Here is an 18,336-nt window from a genome sequence, read left to right as displayed (position 1 = left end):
ACCCCCGCTCACAACTACCGGTTAACTATTATCTGGATGATCTGAGCACCAATTGTGGCAATGATATCAAAGCCAAAAATCAGGCCGATCACCCATAAATGCTGCTTTTTCTTCATCGCAAAAATGGCAAGATATTCACGAATGATCGCATTAGGTAAGAAATATTTTGACGTTTTACTACCGATCCCATTTGCCGGTAACCCAGCCATTCGCGCGTATAGTCCTGCCCGAAAAGTATGATAATTATTACTGACAAAGATGATATGGCTTTGACTGCTTGGCTGTTCTGAATCTTTTACAATAACAGCTTTAGAAAACTTCATATTTTCAAATGTCGTCTTGGAAGCTGTTTCCGCCAGCGTATCCGTGCGCGGCACCCCATGAGCAACCGCATAATCTTGCATGGCTAAGCCTTCTGCAATCGTTTCATCACCCCCGCGGCCACCAGAAAAAACTAGTTTGGGGGCACGGCCTATTTTGGCTTTTTGCTTGTGATAAAATGCGATGGCCCGTTGAATCCGTTGTGCTAAGAGTGGCGAGACTTGATTACCATTCAATAAGCCAGCACCTAAAACAATAATATAGTCTTGATTAAGCCGCGGGCGATTAAATTGATAAAGTACAAGATTCGTCAAGTAATTATAAAATGATGCTAATAGGTAAAAGATAATTAATGGTAAAATCGCCAAAATTTGATTGAGCCACTGGGGCAAAAACTTGGCCGTTGGTAATAAATTGATGACCCACAAAACAATCCAGCCAATTGCCAAGAGCAGTGTCAAACTATTGGCCAATGTGTGGGCCTCTCGCTTCCAAACGATGCGTGCATTCCACAATAACAGGAAAACCATTGAGAAAAAAAGCAAGAAAATAAGACCAAATACAACAACTGCTAATAAAACCGCAATTCCAGTAACGATTGAATTACGTGTTTGGAACACAAATAAAACAGCATCAGCCGCCAGCAATAACAAGAATAAATTAAACCAAACCCCATTTATCAAACGCCGCTTCTCTGTAAACCATGAGCCTAAAAAAATAGTTAAGCCAACTAGCGGTAAGGCATAGATTGTCATAATGACAATATCGATTGCGTTAGAATTCACTGATCTTCTTCTCCGTATTCTTCAATATAAGGCCATATTGTCTTTACTTACTGCTTAAGCATTCATCGGGCCTTTATCTTCACCAATATAATTATGATCGAAATTAATTTGCGTTTCGATATCAGGAAAGTGCTTTTTTAAGTCCATATTGATTTGACGATCTAAAGCTTCGTCAGAAATGTCTAATTTTTCGGGAACCACCACATCAAATTGGACCAACTCACCCTGATTATTGGGCAACTGTTCCACATGAAAATCGTGGGTATGCATCCCCAAATCATAACCACGAATAATATATTTAATGGCTTTATGAATCTGATTATAATGCTGGTTATCCAGGTCGATTGGATCCATATGGCACACCAAAGTCACGTTCAAATCACGCTTAAAATCGCGTTCAATTTGATCAATGACCTCATGGGCTCGATCCAACGTCCACCGACTATCAATCTCAATATCCACAGTCGCAAAAATTGCGTTAGGCCCATAACTGTGAATCAGTAGATCATGAAAGCCCAAAATCATATGATATTTTTCCAATTCAGCTGTCATTTCCTCAACTTCTGCTGGACTGGGCCGATTCCCCATTAATTCATTTGTAAAGCCACGCAGCATCATAAACCCACTATAGCCAATATAAAGAGCCACGAACAAACCAACCCAGCCATCAATATTCCAATCCCACAGCTGATTGACAAAAGCCGACAATAAAATGGCACTAGTAGTTAAAACATCCATAAAGCTATCTTTTGCCGTAGCTTTTAGCGTATCAGACTGAATATGATTACCGATTCGTAAGTAAAAGAAGTTCTGCCAAAGTTTGACAATAATTGAAAGGACTAAAACAATTAAAACAACCGCAGAAATGTGCACTGCTTGTGGTTGTCGAATTTTTTCATAAGAGGATTGTAAAAACTGTAACCCGACGAATAGTAATAAAATTGAAATAAACAAGCCACTGATATACTCAAAGCGCTGATGCCCATAAGGGTGTCCAGGATCTGGATTTTTAGCAGAGATCTTAAAACCAACTAACGTTAAAATTGATGAAAACGTATCTGTAACGCTATTTAAGGCATCGGCCATAATTGAAACCGAGCCTGAGAGTACACCAATCATGAGCTTCATTGCGGCCAGCAACAAATTAGTGATCAACCCTACAAAGCCCGATACTAAACCAAAGCCTTCGCGTTTTTGTTCGGGTTTTCTAGCTTGGTAGCGCCGATCAGACCAATTAATAATGGCGTTGATCACGATTATTCACCTACTTTTACTTTCATAAGTTTGCTGAACATAGTTCTGTTATAACAACCAAGGCAGAAATTGACAAGTGACGCACTTTCAAGACCGCTGTTTATAAAAAAATATGGTACGATTAAGAGCGTCATTATAAATACATATCAGTAATGGAGGCTAGTTTTATGCATATGTGGACGGCCCACTTTTTCTTAGAGCATGAAACGAATAATTTGGTTTATCTCAGATTTGGACTGATCATTGTTTCTGCTGTTCTATTGATCATTTCGTTAATTGCTTACATCCGTCACCGCAATAATTCTAAGAATAGAGATATGACGATCATCTGCATTCTATTAACTTTACTATTTGTGGCCATTCAAACAGGTCATTGGCAAGAAACACGGGTAGGCCTCAATAATTCTTCACAAATGGTTACTTTTCTGAAAAGTGTTAGTCAGTCTCAGAAAACTAATATCAAAAATGTCGCAACGAACCAGCAAAACCTCTCTAGTGGCATGATTATTAAAGTCAATAGAAATTTCTACCGAGTTCAGTTCAATAATGACAGCAATATCAATAGCTATGAACTGACAAAAACCAATCTGATCGATACGCATATCATCTACAACCAAAAATAATAGACACTCATGAAGGGATAATTTATGTTTGATTATATGGATTTAACGATCAAGTTAATTTTGGGCTTTTTTGCATTGATCTTGCAGATCAACTTAGCTGGCAAAGGTAATTTAGCCCCAACCAATGCAGTGGATCAATTGCAAAATTACGTTCTAGGGGGCATTGTTGGTGGAATGCTCTATAATCCCGACATTACAATCCTACAATTTTTCTCCGTACTGTTGATTTGGACGTTGATCGTTTTTATTACTAAGTTTTTGACTAACCACTTTGCACCTATCAAAAAAATTATTGACGGTGAACCGACAACGGTGATCTATAATGGTAAAATCTTGGTAGAACAGGCAGCACAACGGGGTATCACCGCTTATGACCTCTCCTTTAAATTGCGTAATGCGGGAATCTCAGATATCCATAGTGTGAAACGTGCAATTTTAGAACAAAATGGCCAATTAACGGTTACCCAAGTCGGCGATGATGCCTATCATTATCCCGTCATACTTGATGGTCATATTGACCATGATGCTTTAGAATTGATCAATAAAGACGAACCTTGGCTTAATACCCAAATTGCCAAACAGAAATACGATTTAGAAGATATTTACATGGCAATCTGGCTCAATCAGACTTTGCTGGTCTATGCTTACGGCCATGGCTCAGCCAAACATTAAGCTAAGTCATTTTATGATAAAGGAGTCCATTTTATGAATATCAACGAAACCATCCAACGGCAACTCGCCCATAAAACAATTCGTGCCTTTAAACCACAGCCTCTCGATCCAACTCTAGTGACCCAACTCGTTGATGTGGCCCGGCACACAGCGTCATCACAATTCTTACAGGCCTATAGTATCCTTAGCATTGTCGATCCAGCTAAAAAAGCGGCTATTGCTAAGATTTCTGGACAACCTTATGTCGCTGATAATGGTCATTTATTTATCTTTATCGTTGATCAAAATCGTAATCGGCAAATCGGTCATGAAAAGGGCCAAGATAAAAACTTACTAGGCTCAACCAATAAATTATTAGCGGGTTTGGCTGACGCAACACTGGCCGTTCAAAATACTGTCAATGCTGCTGAAAGTCTGGGTCTAGGTACCGTGATTCTTGGTAGTATCTTGAATGATGCCCAACAAATGATCGACCTGTTAGATCTACCAACTTTGACCTTTCCAGTTCTTGGCTTAGCCATTGGTTATCCTGACCAAACACCACAATTAAAACCGCGACTCCCCGAAAAATTTATCCATTTTACAGATACCTACCAATTACCCGATCCTTTGGTTCCTGAATTGGCCGACTATGATGCTCAAGTCCATGAATATTATGACTTACGCGACACAAACCGTCGCGTTGATACTTTTACCAATCAAGTAAAACGCAGCTTAATGAACCAATCTGGTAAGCGTTCAGAACTCTTGCATATTTTGCATCAGCAAGGGTTCCTCAATGATGAACAGGGTTAAACCATCTTACTAGGATCTACCCACTGATCAAATTCAGCCGCCGTCACATAGCCTAATGCTAGGGCAGCATCTTTTAAGGTGCTGTTTTCTTTTTGCGCTTTTAAAGCAATTTGCGCACTTTTCTCATAGCCGATATGTGGCGTCAGAGCCGTCACCGTCATCAAAGAATGGTCTACAAGTTGTTGAATCCGCGCTGGGTTCACCGTCAAGCCTTGTAATAAATGTTGGTCAAAAGATGCCAATGCCTGCGTTAATAGCTGAACACTCTCTAAAAAGGCAGCAATAATGACTGGCTTATAAACATTCAATTCAAAATTCCCTTGGCTGGCAGCAAAAGTGATCGTCGTATCATTGCCAAAAACGCGCGCGCAGACCATCGTCAGTGCTTCAATTTGGGTAGGGTTCACCTTGCCTGGCATGATTGAAGAGCCCGGTTCATTAGCAGGAATATTAAATTCATCATAGCCTGCACGCGGCCCTGAAGCCAAAAAGCGAATATCATTTCCGATCTTCACCAGATCACTGGCTAGCGTCTTTAGCGCCCCATGAACGACATTTAAGCCACTATGATTCGCCAAGCCTTGAAATTTATTTGGTGCTGATACAAAGGGCAGCTTATAAGCATCTTGCAAGGCCGTAACCATACCGGCCGCAAAGCCATCTGGTGCATTCAAGCCAGTGCCCACAGCCGTCCCACCTATGGGTAATTCCAATAATGTTGGGATAAGACTTTGTAAATATTCCCAATCATGTTGTAAGGCATCTTGATACCCACTCAGTTCTTGTCCCACAGTCAATGGCGTGGCATCTTGCAAGTGCGTCCGGCCGATCTTGATCACAGCTTGATAAGCAGTAACTTTTTTACTAAAACTTTTAATGACTTGCTGCAAATTGGTCAATAAATCTGGCAAGGCTAAACTTGCCGCAATCATCATCGCAGTGGGAAAAGTATCATTAGAGCTCTGACTTAAGTTCACGTCATCATTGGGATGCAAGGGTAAATCAGGATTTAATTGTGCCGCCACGTGGACAATAACTTCATTAACATTCATATTCGTTTGCGTCCCACTGCCTGTTTGGTAAATCACAAGGGGAAAATCTTGCCGATTGTCCGTAGCTAATAACCGTCGACAGCTTTGCTGGATCAAAGTCGCTTTAGCTGGTGTCAGTTTACCCAACTGTTGATTCACCTTGGCTGCAGCGGCCTTAATCCCAATCAAAACACGAACCACTTTATAAGGCATCCGTGGCCCAATTTTAAAATTTTCTAAACTGCGTTGCGTCTGGGCACCCCATAAAGCTTGTTGCGGTACTTGTACAGCACCTAAAGCATCGTGCTCTGTGCGAAAAGTCATTTATCACACCTGCCAATCTAACAGTTTACGGTGCAGATCAGTTACGGAATCAGCTAGTACCTCAGCGCCAGCTTGGACTAATTCGGCTTTTGCTCCGAAACCATACAAAACGCCTACAGCATGGACGCGATTCACCAAGCCGCCCGCAATATCATTAGCTCGGTCGCCCACCATGACAATATTAGCTAGCTGCTTTTCTGGCATGCGCGCCAAGCCATAAGCTAATATTTCATCCTTTTGCGTCCGCGTCATTTCATCATCCGTTGCCGCAAATAAACCGGTCATATACTGGTCGAAGCCAAAACGGGTACTAATTTTCTTGGCAAACATTTCGGGTTTAGCTGTCGCAATAGCTAGATCATAACCAGCCGCTTTCAAATCAGCCAGCATGGGCATAATACCTGGAAAAACAGCATTTTCCTGCCAGCCAGTTTCACCATAATAATCATGGAAATGTGCCATAAATGCTTGAACTTGATCAGGATCTTGAATTTCAGAATATTTTTGCACTGTCTGGTTCAATGGTGGCCCGATAAACAATTGTAGGGTTTTATCATCTGGAGTTGGAACATTCATTGCCTTAAAACTATATTTTAAGCCATTAAGAATGCCCTTTTTTGAATCGGTTAATGTACCATCTAAGTCAAAGAAAACGGTTTTAGTCATTTTGAGCTCCTTTTGGAAAATTTTTCTAGAATTTTACTATAATTTATAAAAAGTTAGCAAATTTCCGACAATTTGGTCATACTTTCTTCACACTTTCATTTTATAGTTATTTTTGTAAATGATTATTGAATAAATAATCATTTAGATCCAACCCCATTACTAATGGAGATACCCCCAATATTTCTGTTAGTATAGCTTTTTCATTTTACTCCTCCAAAGTAAAATATTAGTCTGTGTCTCCCTACACAGACGACCCTTACTCCTTGAGCTGCCAGACCTCCCAACTGGTGGCTCTTTTTTTATGCCAACTTCGCGAAAAATCGGACTATTGTTTGATAGTCAGTAGGAACTTAAATGCTGTAAAATATAATTAAAGCATTAAAAATGAGGTCACAACATGATTGATAACAAACAAGTGGCGCATTTAGGTCTGTCTAAGCAAGAGGTCGCCACAAGAATTGCTCAGCATCAGCAAAATACGCCACCAAAGCCGTTAACGCGTAGTATTAAACGCATTATATCAGATAACACTTTAACATTATTTAATTTGGTCAATTTAGTCATCGGTTTGTTTGTCTTTTACACGGGTAGTTATCTTGACCTGCTCTTTTTATTTCCTGCATTTTTCAACACGGTCATTGGTATCTACCAAGAAGTTCGTGCAAAACGCGCGATCGATAGTATGTCACTGTTGACTCAAGAAAATTTTCAAGTGATTCGTGACCATCAAATTATAGCGTTACATCAAGCCGACATTGTTTTAGATGATGTTTTAATTTTACATCGCGGGGATTCCGTCCCTGTCGATGGTAAAGTAATTGCGTCAAGTAATGCAGAAGTTGACGAATCCCAATTAACCGGTGAAACTGACGCTATCTTAAAACAGCCAGAGGATGCTGTATACTCAGGCAGCTTCCTACTAAGCGGGCAACTCGTGGTCAAAGTCACAGCTGTCGGTGATCAGAGCTTTGTTTCTAAATTATCAAATCAAGCTAAACAGGAAAAACGTGAAAGCAGTGAACTGCTAAACATCATCAATCGTATCATAAAAATTTTAACTTTCGTGATCATTCCGGTGGGTATTCTACTCTTTACCTCCGCTCAATTACACCGTGGAGATTTAAATCGTTCCATTCTTAGTTCGGCAGCTGCAATGATTGGTATGATCCCAGAAGGTCTGGTTCTACTAACTTCAGTAGCTTTAGCTGTCGGTGCTTTGAATTTAAGTAAGCGTAAAGTCTTGGTTCGATCCTTGAGTGCCATTGAATCTTTGGCTCGTGTAGATACGCTGTGCTTAGATAAAACAGGTACAATTACAACTGGGAACCTCAATGTCAACAAAATTATCAATTTAACATCGCAAGCGCAAACTGAAATAACTAACACGATTGCAAAAACCATCTACGCCCTTAACGACGATAATCAAACAGCGAATGCACTAAAGAATTTTTTATCCCCGATCAAAGCCGATACAGTGGCCACAATTCCATTCTCATCGCAACGCAAATGGAGTGGGGCAACCTTTACGAACGGACAAAGTGTCGTGATCGGTGCACCAGAGTTCATTTATCACGAACGTACTTTAGCACCCGAGTTGGTTACTAAAATCACAGATTTTTCTAAAACTGGCTATCGTGTGCTATTAGTAGCAGCTGGTCAAGTACCGTTGGAAAAAAAATTTAATGATGCCTTAACCCCTATTGCCCTAGTCTTGATTACGGATGAATTACGACCCAATGCGGCAGAAACCTTTGCTTATCTGCGCGCCCAACAAGTCACAATCAAAGTTATCTCTGGCGATAGTCCTTTAACCGTTAGCAATGTTGCCAGTCAAGCCGGCATTCCTAATGCAGAACAGGCCATTGATATGTCCACTCAGACTGAAACTGCCGACTATGATCGCTTGGTCCAAAAATATACCGTTTTTGGCCGTGTCAGTCCATTACAAAAGAAATACTTAATTACGGCCTACCAAAGAGCGGGTCATACTGTGGGCATGACCGGCGACGGCGTCAACGATATTTTGGCTTTACGGCAAGCAGACTGTAGCATCGCCATGGCCACCGGTTCCGAATCGACCCAAAGTATTGCTGACTTTGTCCTGCTAAATTCTGATTTCAACGCGATGATCTTTGTTTTGAACGAAGGTCGGCGCGTCATCAATAACGTGGAGCGCGTGGCTTCACTTTATTTGATCAAAACGATATATTCAGTAATTTTAAGTGTGCTCTTTATTTTCTTTAATAGCGATTATCCTTACCAGCCTCGCCAGCTGACACCGATCAACGCCCTAACAGTAGGCATTCCTTCATTCCTATTAGCTCTTGAGCCTAATTATCAGCGCGTCAAAAAACGCTTTATGCGTAATGTCATGGAAACCGCTTTGCCCGGAGCTTTAAGTGTGGTTTTATATGCCGTGATTATTCACATCTTCGGCAATATTTTTAATCTGCCTTACACAATGACAGCTACGTTGACCGTTCTCATGACAGGCATTGTTGGTTTTTCGGCTTTAGCAGCAATTTCTTGGCCCCTGGATCGCGGTAAAACAATTCTAATTTGTACTCTGGCATTGATATTTATTGGTATTTTCTTAGGCTTTAACCATATCTTTAAATTGCAAAGCCTGCTTTCTTGGTCTATGTTCATTTACTACGTGCCTTTAGGCTTAAGTGCTGTCCCCGTCTTCATCTTAATGCGTGAAGTGCTAGGTAAAAGGATCTTTTCTCGAATCAACTGGCGTTAGAGGGTATAATCAACTTATCAGATATGGGGAGGTCAAGTCCATGAGTGAACAGAATTTTTCATTGAAAGATCGTACCTCTGGTGATTCTTATACAGGCACAGTAACCGCTAATGGCAAAGCACGTTTGGTTGAATTCAAGTTTGATCGGCTTAATGAGCCTCTGATCATGAGCTATGAACAAGCTCGTGATCATTTGCTTCAAGATGCAGCATCAACGACTACCATACCTTTAGCTGAACAAAAGCTGACGCTTAATCGTGTCGCCTTAGGGACGATTGCCATGAATGCTTATCTCGAAGCAATCGGGCAGTCATTTATCTATCGCCGCCAAAATGTTCAAGGATTCATGAATAACACTGCCATTGAGTTAGATTTAAAGGGGTTCTTAGATATTGATCGCCAAATCGTCCTTATGAGCGTCCTTGCCAGAGAAAGCACCGATCAACCGAACTTTCATTTTACAGAAGGCCGCTTTTCTCAAAGCGATGGTCAGCACTTGCTCGAGCGTGGATCTGACTTTACCTTGACATTCACTGATCGTAAACATGCCACAATTTCTTGTGACCTATTAGGAAATTTCATCCTATCTTTCTTCTAAAAATTGATTTGGAGTAATGACTGTGAATTTAGAAAAAACTGGTCGAGGGCCTTTTTTCGGCTCCTTTGTCCTAGCCCTAGCAACAATTTTATTTAATTTTTTGCCCTTACTGTTGGATAATTCCATCTTTTCTATCTTTCAAACGATCACGCTGATTTTATTTATCATAACCGCGATTTATACCTTTACTGAAACTGCACCGCGTTCAATCTATCGACGCTTATCCTGGATTTTGACTTTAGCTGTTTTCGGCTTTAACGTGATCATCTCTTTTTTGTCTTTTTAATGGATATACTCATTCAAAGCGCCAAAATACTTGTAGCCACATTTTTCATGACAAAATACAGCCAAATAATATATACCAGCTATTCTCATTATTTAGAAACAAATGGCTAAAAATAGGGGCCGTAGACAAAACTAATGTTTTGTCCACGGCCCCTATTATTTCACGAACGATGATACTTTGAACACACGTTTTAAGCGCTTATAACTCATTTTTCATATATAGCTTGTCAGCAGCTGTTTCTTGGAATAATTCATCCACTGAATGACGATCATAAGTCATCTGTACAGCCTGCCCTAACAAAGGGCCAACAGACAATTGAACGACTTTATCAAATTGCTTTTCTTTTGGTAAGCGAATGGAATCCGTAACAACGACTTCTTTGAGCGGTGACTCTTGTAAGCGCTGTGTCGCGCCAGCAGAGAAAACAGCATGCGTTACACCGGCGTAAACTGCTTTTGCACCAGCCTCTAAAAGAGAATTTGCTGAATAAACGACCCGATTCCCGGTATCGATCATATCGTCAATGACGATACAAGTTTTACCTTCAACATCTCCAATGATGTCTAATGTTTCAGTAGCATCACTTTCATCACGTTTGTCTACGATTGCAATTGGCGCTCCAAAATATTCAGCTAAAGCACGGGCACGTTTGGTTGTACTATGATCTGGTGCCACTACGACCACATCATCGCCTGTGCCTAAATTCAAGCCCAAGAAATAATGGGCTAACAATGGAATAGCTTGTAGATGATCCACTGGAATATCAAAGAAGCCCTGAATTTGATCGGCATGGAGGTCCAAAGTCAATACGCGCGTTGCCCCATTCATTTCAATCAAGTTAGAAACCAATTTTGCCGTTATTGGTTCTCTGGAGCGCGTTTTACGATCGGCGCGTGAGTATGCAAAATACGGTAAAACAACATTGATCGTCCGCGCACTGGCCCGACGCAAGGCATCGACCATAATCATTAATTCCATAAAGTTCTCGTTGACAGGGTCGGAAACGGATTGGATTACAAAAGTATCATCATTGCGGACACTTTCGTCAATACTAATTTGGATTTCACCGTCACTGAAGTGTTTCACAGTTGCGCCGCTTAAGGGCACACCTACTTGATCAGCAATCTTTTGTGCTAACTCAGGATTGCCATTTAAGGCGAAAATCTTCAACTGTGATTCATGCTTTTCAGACAATATTTCTGCCTCCATATTTAATTTCAATTATTATACAACTAAGGTATATTATAGGGTATTAAGACTTGCTTTGCACCCTTTATTGTAAAGCAACGCCCACAACTCAATCAAAGGAGTCGATCACATGGCAGAACAGACCAATTTACCACCACGTAACCAAGTTGATCCTAATCTAACTTGGGACCTTACAGCTATTTTCCCAGATATTAAAGCATTTGAACAAGCACAAACGGCTGTTAATCAGGAAGTTAATCAATTTGTTGCATTAAATACTACCAAAACTTTGCAAAATGAGCAAAATCTCATTAAGGCACTCAAAGACTATAACGCGCTGCTAGCCAAAATCGATGTGATCGCTAATTATGCTGAACTACAACAATCTGAAGATTTAACAGATGCCAAGCACAATGCCTTAGCGCATAAAACGGCTGCTAATTTAGCACAATGGCAAAGCCAATTTAGCGTATTTGAAAGCTACTTGACCACCTTAGATGCCTCAGCTGTGACAGAACTGGCTCAGCAGTTACCAGAATTTTCAGGGTACTTCCGTACGCTTTTACGCCGAAAAAAAATCCAATTAGCACCAGATGTGGAAGCAGTACTAGCTAAATTGCAACCCGTTTTTGATGGACCTAGCAACATCTATGCGCAAACACGTTCAGCAGATATGCAGTTCCCCGACTTTACTGTCAAGGACAAGTCCTACCCCCTATCTTTTACCTTATACGAAGACTACTACGCCTTTCACCCGGATCCCGCCATTCGCCGAGCAGCTTTCACCGCTTTTTCAAATGTTTTGGCCCAATATCAAAATACCGTTGCCCAAACTTATTTGACGCAAGTGACCCGAGAAAAACAGGCTGCTACTCTCCGCGGCTTTGATTCAGTGGTAGATTATTTATTATATGATCAAGAAGTCGATCGAGCGCTTTTTGACCGCCAAATTGATTTGATCATGACTGAATTTGGCCCGGTCATTCAAAAATACCTCCATCATCTTCAGCGAGTTCGTGGCTTAGATCAACTCAAATTTTCGGATCGTCTAATTGATTTAGATCCAGATTTTGAGCCTGATGTAACTATCGAAGCCTCGCAGGACTATATTTTGAAGGCTCTACAACCTCTAGGTGCAGACTATCAAACAATGATTCGCCAAGCTTATCCCCAACGCTGGGTCGATTTTGCACAAAATATCGGTAAAGAGACTGGCGGTTTTTGTGCCCAGCCTTATAGTAAACAACCCTATATTTTATTATCTTGGCACAACAAATTATCTGACCTCTATACGCTGATTCATGAACTGGGACATGCTGGACAAGGCTTGCTATCTCAAAAAAATAATGCCTATTTAGATTTTGAACCGTCCACTTATATTATTGAAGCACCATCTACTTTCAATGAATTATTACTTACGCATGCCTTGAATCAACAGGCAAAAGCCCAACAGGACACCCGCATGCAGCGCTTTGCACTGGCTAAGATGATCAGTAATACTTATTTCCATAATTTCGTCACCCATTTATTAGAAGCCGCCTATCAACGAGAAGTTTACCGCTTGATTGATGCCGGTGAAACTTTTGATGCTGAGACCTTGAATCAAATTACAATTGATATCTTCCACCAGTTCTTTGGCGATGCTCTGACGCTTGACCCTGGTGCAGAGTTAACTTGGATGCGTCAAGTTCATTATTACATGGGCTTATATTCCTATACTTATTCAGCCTCATTGACTGTTGCGACCCAAGCTTATTTGCGCATACAAAAAGAAGGTCAGCCAGCCATTAATGACTGGTTAGCCTTCTTAAAATTGGGCAATACTAAAAATCCCGTTGACGCTGCGTCAGTTGCTGGCGTAGATATTACTACAGCTGAACCGCTCAAACATACCATTCAATTTCTTGCCAATACTGTGGATAAAATCATTGCTTTGGGTAACTAAAATCATTGATCAATGGAATTAACGTCAAGCCACGGGCCACATAATTACTGTGGTTTGCCTGAGGTATGATTTTTAATTGACTGTGTATAATAGCCTGGGCAACTTTTTCAGTTTCACGTTGCGGAATCAAATCATGCTGTCCCGCCAAAACTAAGGTAGGGACAGTTATTTTTTTTAGCTCATTTTCAGTAATATGGGGCTCATTAAACATCAAATCTAATTTAGGATCTGGCCGAACTTGATTTTTCAGCCAATACAGCGCCCGAAAAAAGGGACTAAGCTGAAAAGGCTGGGTATTGGCGCCGCTCACGATCAATCGGCTTAATAAATCAGGAAATTGGCTGGCAATCAGTAAACCAACGATGCCCCCATCGCTAAAGCCATATAAAATCGGTCGATCCAGCTGCATTTTTTGAATAAAAGCGACGACATCGGCCGCCATATCTTGATAATGAAATACAGACACAGGGTCGCTTTGCCCATGGCCCCGCGTATCTAATCGATAAACCTGAAAATTTACGGCTAACGCTGGCGTGATCGTATCAAATAAATGTAAATTTTCTCCATTGCCATGTAATAAAATCAGTGGCTGCCCCTGACCACTAACTTCATAATTAATCTGTACCTGATTTAATTTAATTTTCATCGTTATAAAATAATCGGCCGATCAATTTTCTTCTTTGGATCGGCAATCGTTAAACCCATATCTTCCTCAGCTAATCCCTCGGTTTTGACCCGTACCCCTTCTTGGGTAATGATCGTAAACTCATAATTCATTTTTACCGCTAAAGCCATGTACGTTGTAATGAAGCTTTGGGATAACTTAGCATTTAAATATAAATGGTACTGTGGGTAGCGCTGCATGACATCGCTGACCAATGCCTCGGTCTTGGGGTTGCGTAGTTGAGCCACGGTGAGCGCCAGGGCAACACGTTCGCGAAAATTACCTAAAAATTCACGCTTCTCATCTGGTTTTACCTGCGGGGTGCCATACATGTGGCTTTTGATATAATCTTCAACATCGCTCATCGATAGACCTCCTTAAAAATAACAAATTACCTGACGTTTCTAACTTTGATAGCGTATACTAAAAATAAAAGGGGTGCATAAATTATGGAAGAAATTGTATTCTTTAATCCCGGCGACGCGATTGCTAACAGCCATGACTTTGGTGAAGCATTACGCAGCGCGGAAATTTACAAAACTAGAAATGCTTTACAGTCCCCGTTAGTGATCGTTAAACCAGTCAACAAAGATGATGCTGGCTTCGCCGTTTATTTCGCTGATGAGGCTGCCCAACAAGCTAAAACAAATAAACAGCAGGCCTATCACATCGAAAAAAGAATGTAACTAAAGTCATAAGAGTTTGAGTCTCACGCGCTCTAATATTTAGACTCAGACTCTTTATTTCTGTCCTTAGATAAAGGTCGCGATAAGCGCGGAGCCTTATTTTTATAATTGTTCTTCAAATTTAGCGCTGCTTGCTGCCATTCGTGGCGCCAGATCGACATTTGAATCGTCGTGATTGCCTTGGTAACGTCTTTAGCCTTTTTAAAATTCGGTTGGTGTATCGAGCTGCCTGGCCGTTGAAAATAGTGATACAACGGCGTTATATTGTAAAGGTACCGACTGGTATGCAACACATAAACCACATTAAAGATTTGATCTTCCATCAGCGTGATCTGTTCATCAAATTTTAGATCATATTGCCGAATCACATCTAACCGATAACATTTATTCCATGTATAACCTCTGATTGGACTGTGCATCTTCCGCACTAACCGTAGTAAGGGGCGTTTTTTTACGAAAGTATCTTTAGCCTTGCCAGACCAAGTGGTATTCCCAGGATTCACATAATAGCCACAAGCGACAAAGTCTAAACGGTACTGCTGCATTTTATCAACATAAAATTGGCAAATATCAGGTTCGAGCCAATCATCCCCATCGGCGAAGGTCACAAATTGACCCCTTGCTCGAGCCAAACCAACATTACGCGCACCAGAAATACCGCAGTTTTCTGCTAAATGTAAAACGGTAATGCGTTGATCACGCTTTGCCCAAGCATCAGCCATCTTGCCAGTATCGTCTGTTGAACAGTCGTCAACGATAATAATTTCAATATTTTGATATGTTTGTGCTACAATGCTCTCCAGACTACGATCCAAGTACTGATGCACATTATGCACCGGCACGATCACTGTCAGTAATGGTTCTGCCATGACCAGTTCAACCCTTTCAACATACACTCATTATACAAATATCTGCTCAAACAAGCCACCAACTTTAGTTTGATTTATCATTATACCTGATTTTGACCAATGACTCAGGAACAGGTAAACTGGACGAGTCAAAGTCCTGTTATTTCGATTGGAGGGTCCTCGTGTATTCACCTCAAAAACAGTATTCAGATTCTTTTTGGGCTAAACTAGGAAAATTTATTGGTTTGCTGGTTGCTTTATCAATACCGCAACTGGTGTTATTTTTGCCCATTTATAATAAAAACATTAAATTAGCGCCAAGCCTATCTTGGACGCTCTTTGCGGGTAGCTATTTTCTATTGTATGTCCTTTATATGTGGTTTTACCGCAAATATCGTACTGAGACGCCACAAAAATTAGACCGCAGTGCTTGGACCTATGTCGCTATTGGTTGGATCATCATGATTTTTGCCAAGATCGTTTTTGGCATGCTAAATATCGTGGTCAGTCATCAACAAACCACGGCCAACGATGCTGATCTACAAAAAATCTTAGGTAATTCTGATTCAACCATCGTTATTATGACTATCATGATGATTGTTTTCTTCGGCCCACTCGCAGAAGAATTACTATTCCGCGGCATTCTAATGAACTTTTTCTTCAAGAACCATTTCTGGCCGAGCGTTTTGTTGAGTGGTCTTCTATTCGGCCTATCTCATAGCAACACGACTTGGACAGGCTCATTGATTTACATCGCTTTAGGCCTGATCTTAGCTTTCATCTATAAAAAAACTAATAATTTGAAAATCACCATTATCTTGCACTTCTTAAATAATCTACCTGCAATTTTACTACTGTTTGCTAACTTATCTGGAAAATAGAGGTAAGTACTAACAATAATTACGCATGTTTATTGTTCAAACGTGTTCCAAAAGGCAACGCCCTCTCCTAACATCGCATTACTCAACTGGCAAAACTACCATTTCTCGTGATTCTTGTTAGTGCTCGGTCGCTGACCGCCTTTTGCCGCACTCTGTTCTAAACCAATAAAAAGATTGTAATCAAGTAACGTATTGACGCACAAACTTGATTCCAATCTTTTTTTATTATGACTCTGCCTCTAAAATGTGTTGGCCATCGATGCCCAGCTTGAAAAACCTGCTAATTCACTTGAAGCCACCCATAATTCGCCCTGTTTTTGCTTGTCCAGAGCGGCATTAATTGGCTTAACAGCTGTCGGTCGCCCTTGTAAATGCAAAAAACCATCGGGTGCATAAAGCCGGCCCCCCACTGCTTGATGATCAGTTGCCGCAAATAACGTGGGTAAAATACCAAGACGTCTAGAGCCCAGAAAAGGACTGCCAACCGTTTGCAGCCACCCCGATAATTGTGACTGATTGGGATAAGACCTTTGCAAATTACCTTTGGCAATCCCAGGGTGCGTCACCATAGCTTTAATGCCTAAATTTTGTGCCGCACTAATGTCTTGTAAGTAGAAGGTCGCCATCTGAATTGCCAACTTAGACTGTAAATAAGCGCGCTGATTAGAATAACTGCTCGTTAACTGTAGGTCATTTAATTTTAAATTGGCAAATCCCGGTAATGGTGCTGAAACGTTGACAATTCTAGGATCCTTTGCCATCTGCATTAGCGGGATCAACAGATTAGTCAATACAAAATGCCCAAAATAATTAATTTGAAAATGCGCTTCGATGCCTTCACGATTCACTTGGCGTTCTTTTGTATCTTTGATGCCGGCGTTATTGATCAATACATCTAGTTTGACTACTTCATTTTGGATATTTGCAGCAAAACTTTGAATGCTCGCCAAATCATTCAAGTCTAATTGGCGGAATTGTAAGGTGCCACTGGCTTGATATTGACCACGTAAGCGACCAATCAGTGCAAAGGCCGTCTCCTGATCACGACCAGCTAGAATCACTGACCCATTATTGGCATAAACTGTCTCTGTTAATAATTGCCCATACGCCCCGGTTGCCCCTGTGATCAAAAACAATTTACCGGTTAAGTCTGGTATGTCCTTCTGTCCCCAATAAGGTTGCACAGAACGGGGTTTCTTTTTATTGAATAAATTCATCGCAACCCTCCAAAAAGCAGCTTGCTTTCATAAAAAAATTATCTATATCCATCGGTTATTGCCCCTAAAAAAGAGTAAACTATACTTATTGTTCTTTCGACTTTCCTCAATCATAACAACTTATCTTGAAAAAGTTATGAACATTAATCGATATTTTAAAATGTTATACTATTTATAATCAAATCATAATTACATTTGGAGTCATTCATATGAGGCGACACACACAGGAAACAACTGACTTTTGGCTTAAAGCTTTTGGATTAGCCATTTTGATCTGGACAGCTATTTTTCTATTATTCAAATTTGTGATCAGTAATGATATCGTTCAAGGCGATTCGATGCAGCCCAATTTTTTTCAAGGCGAGCGTTTAGTTTCGCTTAAACATAAAAAAGTCAAACGCGGTGCTGTGATCATCTTGTCTTCTCCCGATAATACCGGTGATTATTATATTAAACGGGTCATTGGTTTACCTGGCGATAAAATCGTTTACAAGGATGATACATTATATATTAACGGTAAGGCCAAAGATGAACCTTATTTGAATCTATACAAAAACGCTTGGTACTTAAAACAGTCACTGCCATTTACGGCAAATTTTTCTTTGAAATCCCTAGCTGCAACCAATACAATTCGAGTACCCAAAAAACATTATTTTGTGCTTGGGGATAATCGAACAATCTCCAATGACAGCCGCTCATTTGGCTACGTTCCTCAGCGCGACGTTCAGAGTGTGGTTGTCCTCCGTTATTGGCCTATTTATACATTTAAGCTGTATTGAACAAAATAAAGACCCCCAGAGATTAGA

The 18,336-nt window shown here is 40.7% G+C and carries 19 protein-coding genes; 10 read left to right on the top strand and 9 right to left on the bottom strand.

What is annotated here, in order from left to right:
* Window positions 1-14 precede the first annotated feature (14 nt).
* Both FHQ08_RS05490 and FHQ08_RS05485 read right to left on the bottom strand, forming a co-directional pair.
* Window positions 15-1,106 (bottom strand): YdcF family protein, encoded by a 1,092-nt coding sequence (locus FHQ08_RS05490; RefSeq protein WP_230913394.1) that lies wholly within the window; start codon window positions 1,104-1,106, stop codon window positions 15-17.
* A 54-nt stretch (window positions 1,107-1,160) separates the two neighbouring features.
* Entirely contained in the window at window positions 1,161-2,360 is a 1,200-nt protein-coding gene (locus FHQ08_RS05485; protein ID WP_407929185.1) for a cation diffusion facilitator family transporter, read from the bottom strand.
* Window positions 2,361-2,527: 167 nt separating this feature from the next.
* On the opposite strand from FHQ08_RS05485, the gene FHQ08_RS05480 reads away from it, so the two are divergent.
* From FHQ08_RS05480 to FHQ08_RS05470, 3 genes are read left to right on the top strand one after another with little or no spacing between them, the layout of a single operon-like run.
* Window positions 2,528-2,983 carry a DUF3290 family protein gene (locus FHQ08_RS05480; RefSeq protein WP_230913393.1) on the top strand — a complete coding sequence of 152 codons (456 nt, stop codon included), beginning with the start codon at window positions 2,528-2,530 and terminating at the stop codon, window positions 2,981-2,983.
* Between the two features lie 24 nt (window positions 2,984-3,007).
* The gene (locus FHQ08_RS05475) at window positions 3,008-3,655 is read left to right on the top strand and encodes a DUF421 domain-containing protein (RefSeq protein ID WP_230913392.1); all 648 of its coding nucleotides are present in this window, start codon (window positions 3,008-3,010) and stop codon (window positions 3,653-3,655) included.
* Between the two features lie 33 nt (window positions 3,656-3,688).
* Window positions 3,689-4,450: an NADPH-dependent oxidoreductase gene (locus FHQ08_RS05470; protein ID WP_230913391.1), complete on the top strand. Its 762-nt coding sequence runs from the start codon at window positions 3,689-3,691 to the stop codon at window positions 4,448-4,450.
* On the opposite strand, the gene FHQ08_RS05465 is transcribed toward FHQ08_RS05470, so the two are convergent.
* Both FHQ08_RS05465 and FHQ08_RS05460 read right to left on the bottom strand, forming a co-directional pair.
* Window positions 4,447-5,805: a class II fumarate hydratase gene (locus FHQ08_RS05465; RefSeq protein WP_230913390.1), complete on the bottom strand. Its 1,359-nt coding sequence runs from the start codon at window positions 5,803-5,805 to the stop codon at window positions 4,447-4,449. The two genes, FHQ08_RS05470 and FHQ08_RS05465, sit on opposite strands and share 4 nt — an antisense overlap.
* A 3-nt stretch (window positions 5,806-5,808) precedes the next feature.
* Entirely contained in the window at window positions 5,809-6,471 is a 663-nt protein-coding gene (locus FHQ08_RS05460) for an HAD hydrolase-like protein (protein WP_230913389.1), read from the bottom strand.
* Window positions 6,472-6,868: 397 nt separating this feature from the next.
* On the opposite strand from FHQ08_RS05460, the gene FHQ08_RS05455 reads away from it, so the two are divergent.
* Genes FHQ08_RS05455 through FHQ08_RS05445 form a run of 3 tightly spaced genes read left to right on the top strand, consistent with a single transcriptional unit; the run spans window position 6,869 to window position 10,101 of the window.
* A complete protein-coding gene (locus FHQ08_RS05455) occupies window positions 6,869-9,217 on the top strand; it encodes a cation-translocating P-type ATPase (protein WP_230913388.1) in 2,349 nt (782 codons plus the stop codon).
* Window positions 9,218-9,257: 40 nt separating this feature from the next.
* The gene (locus FHQ08_RS05450; RefSeq protein ID WP_230913387.1) at window positions 9,258-9,815 is read left to right on the top strand and encodes a hypothetical protein; all 558 of its coding nucleotides are present in this window, start codon (window positions 9,258-9,260) and stop codon (window positions 9,813-9,815) included.
* A gap of 22 nt (window positions 9,816-9,837) precedes the next feature.
* The gene (locus FHQ08_RS05445; RefSeq protein ID WP_230913386.1) at window positions 9,838-10,101 is read left to right on the top strand and encodes a hypothetical protein; all 264 of its coding nucleotides are present in this window, start codon (window positions 9,838-9,840) and stop codon (window positions 10,099-10,101) included.
* A gap of 198 nt (window positions 10,102-10,299) precedes the next feature.
* Here FHQ08_RS05445 and FHQ08_RS05440 read toward each other — a convergent pair whose 3' ends face one another.
* A complete protein-coding gene (locus FHQ08_RS05440; protein WP_230913385.1) occupies window positions 10,300-11,295 on the bottom strand; it encodes a ribose-phosphate diphosphokinase in 996 nt (331 codons plus the stop codon).
* A gap of 124 nt (window positions 11,296-11,419) precedes the next feature.
* Between FHQ08_RS05440 and pepF the strand changes: the two genes are divergently transcribed.
* Window positions 11,420-13,234, top strand: coding sequence for an oligoendopeptidase F (gene pepF / locus FHQ08_RS05435; RefSeq protein ID WP_230913384.1), 1,815 nt, complete (start codon window positions 11,420-11,422; stop codon window positions 13,232-13,234).
* On the opposite strand, the gene FHQ08_RS05430 is transcribed toward pepF, so the two are convergent.
* Both FHQ08_RS05430 and FHQ08_RS05425 read right to left on the bottom strand, forming a co-directional pair.
* Window positions 13,215-13,880, bottom strand: coding sequence for an alpha/beta fold hydrolase (locus FHQ08_RS05430; RefSeq protein ID WP_230913383.1), 666 nt, complete (start codon window positions 13,878-13,880; stop codon window positions 13,215-13,217). The genes pepF and FHQ08_RS05430 overlap by 20 nt on opposite strands.
* A gap of 2 nt (window positions 13,881-13,882) precedes the next feature.
* Window positions 13,883-14,263 carry a YueI family protein gene (locus FHQ08_RS05425; RefSeq protein ID WP_230913382.1) on the bottom strand — a complete coding sequence of 127 codons (381 nt, stop codon included), beginning with the start codon at window positions 14,261-14,263 and terminating at the stop codon, window positions 13,883-13,885.
* Between the two features lie 84 nt (window positions 14,264-14,347).
* Here FHQ08_RS05425 and FHQ08_RS05420 point away from each other — a divergent pair, with 84 nt between their 5' ends.
* Window positions 14,348-14,584, top strand: a complete 237-nt coding sequence (locus FHQ08_RS05420) for a hypothetical protein (RefSeq protein WP_230913381.1) — start codon at window positions 14,348-14,350, stop codon at window positions 14,582-14,584.
* A gap of 32 nt (window positions 14,585-14,616) precedes the next feature.
* On the opposite strand, the gene FHQ08_RS05415 is transcribed toward FHQ08_RS05420, so the two are convergent.
* On the bottom strand, window positions 14,617-15,453 hold the full coding sequence (locus tag FHQ08_RS05415; RefSeq protein WP_230913380.1) for a glycosyltransferase family 2 protein: 837 nt from the start codon (window positions 15,451-15,453) through the stop codon (window positions 14,617-14,619).
* A gap of 161 nt (window positions 15,454-15,614) precedes the next feature.
* Here FHQ08_RS05415 and FHQ08_RS13190 point away from each other — a divergent pair, with 161 nt between their 5' ends.
* Window positions 15,615-16,313, top strand: a complete 699-nt coding sequence (locus tag FHQ08_RS13190; protein WP_230913379.1) for a CPBP family intramembrane glutamic endopeptidase — start codon at window positions 15,615-15,617, stop codon at window positions 16,311-16,313.
* 239 nt (window positions 16,314-16,552) lie between these two features.
* Here FHQ08_RS13190 and FHQ08_RS05405 read toward each other — a convergent pair whose 3' ends face one another.
* The gene (locus FHQ08_RS05405) at window positions 16,553-17,530 is read right to left on the bottom strand and encodes an SDR family NAD(P)-dependent oxidoreductase (protein ID WP_230913378.1); all 978 of its coding nucleotides are present in this window, start codon (window positions 17,528-17,530) and stop codon (window positions 16,553-16,555) included.
* Between the two features lie 209 nt (window positions 17,531-17,739).
* Here FHQ08_RS05405 and lepB point away from each other — a divergent pair, with 209 nt between their 5' ends.
* Window positions 17,740-18,309 carry a signal peptidase I gene (gene lepB, locus FHQ08_RS05400; RefSeq protein WP_230913377.1) on the top strand — a complete coding sequence of 190 codons (570 nt, stop codon included), beginning with the start codon at window positions 17,740-17,742 and terminating at the stop codon, window positions 18,307-18,309.
* Window positions 18,310-18,336: the final 27 nt, after the last annotated feature.

Origin of the sequence: Agrilactobacillus fermenti, assembly GCF_021030645.1 — a bacterium.
Lineage (GTDB): Bacteria > Bacillota > Bacilli > Lactobacillales > Lactobacillaceae > Agrilactobacillus > Agrilactobacillus fermenti.
Note: the sequence above shows the minus strand (reverse complement) of the source record. Positions and strands in the feature narration are given on the sequence as shown.